The organism is Hominilimicola sp., assembly GCF_046972485.1.
GTDB lineage: Bacteria > Bacillota > Clostridia > UBA1381 > UBA1381 > Hominilimicola > Hominilimicola fabiformis.
Genome location: NZ_JBKVWU010000020.1, coordinates 22,046 through 29,412, shown reverse-complemented (window position 1 = coordinate 29,412; position 7,367 = coordinate 22,046). Strand labels below are relative to the sequence as shown.

General features: G+C 38.7%; 7 protein-coding genes. 3 read left to right on the top strand and 4 right to left on the bottom strand.

What is annotated here, in order from left to right; all coding sequences use genetic code 11:
- The 4 genes from ACLTU0_RS04090 to ACLTU0_RS04075 form a co-directional block, all read right to left on the bottom strand.
- The coding region (locus tag ACLTU0_RS04090; RefSeq protein ID WP_412321476.1) for a 1,3-beta-galactosyl-N-acetylhexosamine phosphorylase N-terminal domain-containing protein at positions 1–457 on the bottom strand (457 nt) is incomplete at its 3' end.
- Positions 458–565: 108 nt separating this feature from the next.
- A complete protein-coding gene (locus ACLTU0_RS04085; RefSeq protein WP_412295158.1) occupies positions 566–1,750 on the bottom strand; it encodes a DHHW family protein in 1,185 nt (394 codons plus the stop codon).
- 15 nt (positions 1,751–1,765) lie between these two features.
- Positions 1,766–3,154, bottom strand: a complete 1,389-nt coding sequence (locus ACLTU0_RS04080; RefSeq protein ID WP_412321475.1) for an MBOAT family O-acyltransferase — start codon at positions 3,152–3,154, stop codon at positions 1,766–1,768.
- 128 nt (positions 3,155–3,282) lie between these two features.
- The gene (locus ACLTU0_RS04075) at positions 3,283–4,392 is read right to left on the bottom strand and encodes an aldo/keto reductase (RefSeq protein ID WP_412321474.1); all 1,110 of its coding nucleotides are present in this window, start codon (positions 4,390–4,392) and stop codon (positions 3,283–3,285) included.
- A 178-nt stretch (positions 4,393–4,570) separates the two neighbouring features.
- Here ACLTU0_RS04075 and ACLTU0_RS04070 point away from each other — a divergent pair, with 178 nt between their 5' ends.
- The 3 genes from ACLTU0_RS04070 (at position 4,571) to ACLTU0_RS04060 (ending at position 7,155) form a co-directional block, all read left to right on the top strand.
- The gene (locus tag ACLTU0_RS04070) at positions 4,571–5,536 is read left to right on the top strand and encodes a stalk domain-containing protein (protein ID WP_412321473.1); all 966 of its coding nucleotides are present in this window, start codon (positions 4,571–4,573) and stop codon (positions 5,534–5,536) included.
- 149 nt (positions 5,537–5,685) lie between these two features.
- Positions 5,686–6,228, top strand: a complete 543-nt coding sequence (locus ACLTU0_RS04065) for a manganese efflux pump MntP family protein (RefSeq protein WP_147513913.1) — start codon at positions 5,686–5,688, stop codon at positions 6,226–6,228.
- A gap of 33 nt (positions 6,229–6,261) precedes the next feature.
- On the top strand, positions 6,262–7,155 hold the full coding sequence (locus ACLTU0_RS04060; protein ID WP_147513912.1) for a glycerophosphodiester phosphodiesterase family protein: 894 nt from the start codon (positions 6,262–6,264) through the stop codon (positions 7,153–7,155).
- Positions 7,156–7,367: the final 212 nt, after the last annotated feature.

The following is a 7,367-nucleotide window of genomic DNA, read 5'->3' as shown; positions in this document are numbered from 1 at the left end:
ATGCAAGGAAGTTTACTGTGTACTTATGCCAAGGTGTTACGCCATTTACCGTAACAACGCCGTTTTCGTACGTCCAATCCTTAACTTCTTCATTTGCAGTTCTGTCGAATACCTGCCAATATGCCTTTGATTCGTCAGACTCGTTAATCTTGAACTGTTCGTTAAAGAAGTCCTTCATAAGGTCAATCTTAACACTGTTGCTTTCCGCAACAACAGGATTTGTCATAAGGAATGACTGCTGTAATTTATCTGTGTTTTGCTTTGCCCACTCGTTATGGTCACGAATAATACAAATTGTAGAATAAATTCCGTAACCCGCATTTATAATTTCAGGTGACAATTCCGTACCGTCAGAATCTCTGATTACGTCTGCACCCCATTTTTCAGCCATTTCAAGTGTTAGCTTTTCATAACCGCTTTCACCCGGAAGTGTGAAACCGCCTTTAGTCTTACCCATTTCGTTCTCTCCTTTTTGTTTTTTCTCAATATTAGAATTATATCATAACGAATTGTTATTGTAAAGAAAAAAGCGGTAATTCTTTATAAAAAAGAAACCGCTTCTTTGTTAATTGTACAAATTTTTAAGCAAATTGCAATAATCCGTAAAAACAGTCGTGAAAATATAATTCACAACAAGCACCTCATCAGGCGAATACTTATCCAAAACCGTCTGAAAATCGCCGTCAAAAATTCTCGGATCGACAAGAATTACATTTTTATAGCTTTCTATAAGCCATGGTGCAAGTACGTTTGTATACGAATCTTTAAGCACAACCAACGTTTTACCGTCAGGATTTTTCTCATTCGTCATTTCGACAATCGGATGGTCACTGCCGAAGAAAAAGTTATAATTCGCTTTACTTCTGTCGTACATCACACCGTTGTACGAATACATTTCGCCTTTTTCGTCGGTTGCATACATTGTTGTTTTGATATGCTTATCATAGTCAATGTCGTACCATTCAATCGTGTCGGGTTCTGTCGCCACATCTGAACTTACTCTGTCATAAAGATAACCGAGTACGCCTTGTATCTTACCTGTTTCGTAATCATCTTTATTTACCGCTTGTCCGCCCTCTTTATTCATAAACGCACTGTAACCGTAATACGCGCCGAGTTGCGTCCAGTGGTGGTCGGTTCTGAAATATATGTACTCATTTGAATGTTCGGACAACAAACCGTATGCGTCAACAGTACCCACCCTGCTGTCAAGCTTTGAATAAATACTGTCTATCGTATCCTTTTGACTGTCCTGCAAATTCTTATATATAGGTTCTTTAAATTCAAGCTGTGTCGGAATTACCATACTGAAAAGTTTTATATTTTCAGGAAGTTTTTCGGCATAGCGATTTATCGCGTCGGCATATTCCTGCTCTGTTTTATCGTTTCTTATAAACATCTCCATAATAGTGTTATCCGCAACAAGAAGAGTTTGCTTTTGAGTTGTACCCGTTCCTATATCTTTATTTGTGGAAATAATTTTACCTGTTTTCGGTACAAATCCTCTTTTTTCGTCCAACGTTTTTGAAAAATCGGTAATTTGTGAACGATAAGCGATATTATCCCCGATAAAACTTTCAAACCCTGTTTCAAATTCACCCGAAAACACTGTTTCCTCATTTACAGGCGGAATTGTTGCCATCACTCTGTTTTCAGATTTTATACTTTCCTCGTCCGCCGGAAGTGCGAGTACAACGATAAAAGCTGTCAGCATAAGAAGAAATGCACCGATTGTAAGCTTATTTCTCATATTCGTCACCTTTCCTTAAAATCTGAAATACAAAAACGGATTATATGTTTGTCCCACAAGCAGAACAAAGCACACTCCAAGTCCGACAATAACCAAAATCGGCTCCGATATTGCCGCAAATACCTTTGATTTTTTGCAGAAATTCTTGTGTATAATTGTCGGTATCGGAGTTGACGCTATTACGCAAACCGCAATAAGCCATGCATTCGTACAGAATGTTGACACCGCCGTCAAGTCGTACAATGCCGTACCCACGCCGAACGCACTCTTTATGAATGTCCAAAGTGCGTTTAAGTCCGTAAAATAGAACAGCGCCCAACCGAGTATTATGAAGAACATAGTGTATATATAGCAGATGGGAGCGGGAATTTTTTGAAGTTTCTTTTTAAACAGTGTTTTTTCAATAAACAAAAGTACACCGTAAAACAATCCCCAAAATATAAAATTCCAGCTTGCTCCGTGCCAAAGTCCGGTTAAAAGCCATACTATGAATATATTTCGTATTGCGTGGTATCTGTTACCGCCGAGCGGTATATAGACGTAATCTCTGAAAAATGTTGACAGCGATATGTGCCATCTTCTCCAAAATTCGGTTATACTTCTTGAAATGTACGGATATTCAAAGTTTTCACTAAAGTGAAAACCCAACATTCTTCCCAAACCTATCGCCATATCACTGTAACCCGAAAAATCAAAATAAATCTGAAATGTATACATTATTATTCCGAGCCATGATGACGCAACCGTAAGTCTTGTACTGTCAAGTACCATTGACGCAACCGCACCCGAACTGTTTGCAAGCATTACTTTTTTGCACATACCTGCGGTAAATCTTTTTACGCCGTATGCAAAATCATCAGCCGTAACACGTCTGCTGTTCAGTTCACTCGCAACCGTACTGTACCGCACAATCGGTCCTGCGACAAGCTGCGGAAACATTGAAACGTATGCCAAAAATCCCAAAAACGATTTTTGCACCCGCGTTTTTCCTCTGTACATATCTATCGTATACGACAGCGTTTGAAATGTGTAAAACGATATTCCGATAGGCAGTTTGAAATTCGGATTAGGGATTGACGTGTGTAAAAATGAGTTGATGTTTTCAATAAAAAATCCCGAATATTTAAACATTGCAAGCAAGCCTAAATTTATCACAAGCGATGAAACAAGCGCAATCGTTGCACCTGCCCTCGCATAGTATTTATCAATTATACGTCCGTTTATATAATCCACAAACGCACTGAATATCAAAAGCACTACCCATATCGGCTCACCCCAAGCGTAGAAAAAAAGCGAGGCGATAATCAGTACTGTATTTTTATATGTAAGATTTTTCGATAAATTATATGCAATCAGCACTATCGGCAAAAATATGCACATAAACATTAAACTTGAAAATACCAAAAGAACAATCCTCCTGTTTTTTTCATTACAAAAACGATTATACTACATTACCGCCGTATAAGTCAACAACTTACAGTCAATCCCATACAAATAAAGGCTGTTTGAATTAAATCAAACAGCCTTTGTAATTATTTCGCAAATATTTTTGCAATTTCGGTCATTGTGTGACTGATTTTAATACTCTGCGGACAGACTTTTTCACATTTTTTGCATTTCTTACATTGGTCCGCACCCTTGTTAAGTTCTGCATAAATTGCCTTTGCTCTGTCTGTACCGAGTGAAGCGGTTGCATTGTACGCCTCAAATGTTTTCGGTATGTCAAGTCCGAACGGACAAGGCATACAGTACGCACATTTTGTACACGGTACAAGTGCCATTTTGTCAAATACCTCTTTTGTCTTTGCAAGCATATTAAGATTTTCTTCCGTTAGCATACCCACTTCCGCTTTATCCGCATAGCCTATATTTGACTGCACCTGTTCCATTGCACCCATACCGCTCAAAAGAAGTGATACTTCTTCTCTGTTCCACAGGAAATCCATTACCCACTCAACAGGCGTCTTTTCGTCAGACAACATTTTTGCAACCTGCGGTGACGGGTTCGCAAGTTTACCGCCCAAAAGCGGTTCCATTATAACCACGTCAAGTCCTTTTTTATGTGCATATTCAAGCCCCTCAAGACCCGCCTGATATTTTACATTAATATAGTTAAGCTGTATCTGACAAAACTCCCAATTAGGATTTGCGTCAATAATCTTTTTAAATGTTTCAACGTCATCATGGAACGAAAAACCGATATGACGGATTTTACCGTCGGCTTTCGCCTTGTTGAGCTTGTCTATAAGATTGAATTTTTCGACAACATTCTTAAATCTGTCCTTATCAAGTGCGTGCATAAGGTAAAAATCAATATAATCGGTTTGAAGTCTTTCAAGCTGTTCGTTAAGCAAACGGTCGAAATCCTCCTCACATTTCACTTCCCATGTAGGACATTTTGTGGCAATATGTATTTTGTCACGATACGGTTTTAAAACTCCGCCTATAAAACTTTCACTTTTTCCGCCGTGATAAACATACGCTGTATCAAAATAGTTCACACCTTTTTCAATAGCGTATTCAAGCATTTTTGCTGATTTTTCGGCATCAATGTCTTCCGCATTTTTTGACGTTGTCGGAAATCTCATACAACCGAAGCCCAATACCGATATTTTCTCTCCCGCCATTTCTCTGTACTTCATATCATCTTCTCCTCTCTGTTTTTAGTTACCTTTTCCTTTATAGTATAATAAATTACAGTCAAATATTCAAGCGATATTCGTAAAAACAGTGTCAGATTTGACAACAATAAAAAATTTTAGTATAATACAGATATTTAAAAAGAACTCGAACACTTTTTATTATGAAAGGAAAAATAAAATGAAAAAGATTATTTCGGCGATAATTGCCACTGCTATGATGTTTACGCTTTGCGTAACAGGTACATTTGCGGCAGAGAGTTGGCGTGAAGCGTTCGTTACACGTCTTATGAAAATTATGTCCTCAGATCCGTCATACAATCAAGTAGTTCTTACCGATCTTGACAGAAACGGTATACCGGAGGCATTCGTTATGCGTGACGGTATGGACGGAGGTATTTCAGCCGCGTTCACTATGAAAGGCAATACAATTTCAAATATTGACGTTCCTAACAACATTATCGGTACTTGCCTTTCAGACATCACCGTATACCAAGACGGCGGAAGATACATATTTGTCGGTCGTGAAGTACCGCGCTATTCTTCGGTTATCAACTTCTACAAGCTTATGTTTGACGGTCAGACTTTCTCAACAGAAAAAATACTTAAATCATATGTAAGCTCATATCAAACCGTTCCTTACGTTGATATGTACGGCAATGACTTTTTGACAAACGGTTATCCGAACAGAGCAAAAATCAAGGATTTCGTTGACAGATACGAGGGTATCAACACGCTTACCGCAACAAATTCAAATGCAAAACTATCCGTAAACGGTGTAGATGTTGAAGTATCGGGTTATTCCGTAAACGACTCAAACTATTATAAAATTCGTGATATTGCAATGGTACTTCGTACAACAAACGCACGTTTTGACGTTGCGTGGGACGAGAATTTGAGTGCTATCGCAATTTCAACGGGAGTTAAATACACAATAGTAGGCGGCGAGCTTAACAGCGACCATTCAGCCGCACTTAACGTTGACCAAAACACCGCCCCTGTTTATGTGGACGGCGAAGAAAAAGAAGTCCTTTCTTACAACATAAACGGAAATACTTACTTCAAAATCCGTGACATCGCCGATATGATAGGCTTTGATGTTGACTGGGACGGAGATACTCAAACCGTTGTTATCCGTACAAACTAAAAATTACAAACACATAAAAAAAGCCGATTAATTCGATTAACTCGGCTTTTTTTATGTGTTTTTCGAGTTTTTTGTTGAATATTGCCTTGATTAAAGGCAGAATATATAGTATAATATAAATTCAAAGCTAAATTATGGGGGAATACATAATGTCAATTTCAGAAATAGTGCTTATCGGTATAGCACTAAGTATGGACGCTTTTGCGGTCTGTATCGCAAGTTCAATGGTCTATACGAATATGACAGGGCTGAGAAAACTTTCAATGCCGATTTTGTTCGGGCTTTTTCAGGGAATAATGCCGATTTTAGGGTTCTTTCTCGGAAGTCTTTTCGCATCGTTTATTGAAAAATGGTCAGGACCGATTTCACTGCTTATTCTCGGTATAATCGGTATTAATATGATTCGTGAGGGGCTTGCCAAAGACGAAGAGACCGAGCCGAAAAAGCTCACGCTTTGGATATTACTTGTTCAAGCAGTTGCAACAAGCATTGACGCATTCGCCGTAGGTGTTTCGTTTGCCGCAAACAGTGCAAACATATGGCAGTCCGCACCGATTATTGCGGTAACTACATTCGTTCTAAGTCTTATCGCATTATTTGTCGGTACAAAAGCAGGTGAGAAACTTGGCGACAAAGCAGAAATACTCGGCGGAATTATTCTTATTATAATAGGTATAAAATCATTATTCTAAATAAACGAGCAGACGTGAAAGGAGGTTTTTAATATGTACAATGTACGACGCAAATTATGGATACTTACCGTACTTCTTTTTGCCGTGTCTGCTGTTATGTTAAAATTCTTTCCTTCTTCCGATAATAATGACGCAATCGCCACTCCGGCGAGTGCACAGCAAGCCGAAAGCGGTACATCAACCGTATTTTCAGGCGGCAGCACGGAACGTTTTGTCGCACACAGAGGATATTCAAACTATGCGCCCGAAAACAGTATTCCGGCGTTTGAGCTTGCCGGTAAAATTGGTTTTTGGGGTATCGAAACGGATATTTGCGAAACAAGTGACGGTCAATTCGTCTGTATGCACGATGACACTCTTGACAGAACAACAAACGGTTCGGGAGCTATTTCCGACTACACGCTTGACGATTTAAGTCAGTTCCAAATTGACTACGGAAATTATCTCAACACAAACGAAAACTTAAAAATACCTACTCTTGAAGAATACCTTTCGATATGCAGTACATACGGAAATGTACCGATTATCGAAATCAAAAATATCACCAATTACGATGCATTTCTAAACACAATCATAGCAAGCGGACTTGAAACGCATTGTATAATCACAGGTGCGATTGATGATGTAAAAGAAATTCGTGCAAGAAACAGTATTATCCCTGTTATGACAATCGGTTACACTCCTGCACCGTATACGGATAATCTTGAACGTATTACGGAAATATCCGAAAACAGAGGTATTTTGTATAACTATCCGCAAGTGGATCAAGCCGCAATAGATATACTCCATCAACAAAATATTTTCTGCGGTGTATGGTCCGTTGACGACACGGAAACAGCACAAAAATACATTGATTACGGTGTGGACTTCATAGTAACAAACGAAATCCCCGCAAGAATTAATCATATGGTAAATGATAATGAGTAGTGAGCCTGTCGACAAAATGTCGACAGCTCCAAAAATCACATCTTCGATGTAATTTTTGAGTATTTTTTTGAGAAAAAATCATAAAGTTCCTCCAAAGTCGAAACTTTAGATTTTAAGTCATTTCTGCCGCACAGGTCGCCAGAAATGATTTTTAATGAGGTTGCACCTCAAACTCCCAAAAATAAAGTAGGCAAAACCATAACTGTTTTGCC

What these genes read in the sequence shown, in the direction of transcription:
- ACLTU0_RS04085 (WP_412295158.1), bottom strand. Translation starts at nt 1,750, where the DNA reads ATGAGAAATAAGCTTACAATCGGTGCATTTCTTCTTATGCTGACAGCT.
- ACLTU0_RS04075 (WP_412321474.1), bottom strand. Translation starts at nt 4,392, where the DNA reads ATGAAGTACAGAGAAATGGCGGGAGAGAAAATATCGGTATTGGGCTTC.
- ACLTU0_RS04070 (WP_412321473.1), top strand. Translation starts at nt 4,571, where the DNA reads ATGAAAAAGATTATTTCGGCGATAATTGCCACTGCTATGATGTTTACG.
- ACLTU0_RS04065 (WP_147513913.1), top strand. Translation starts at nt 5,686, where the DNA reads ATGTCAATTTCAGAAATAGTGCTTATCGGTATAGCACTAAGTATGGAC.
- ACLTU0_RS04060 (WP_147513912.1), top strand. Translation starts at nt 6,262, where the DNA reads ATGTACAATGTACGACGCAAATTATGGATACTTACCGTACTTCTTTTT.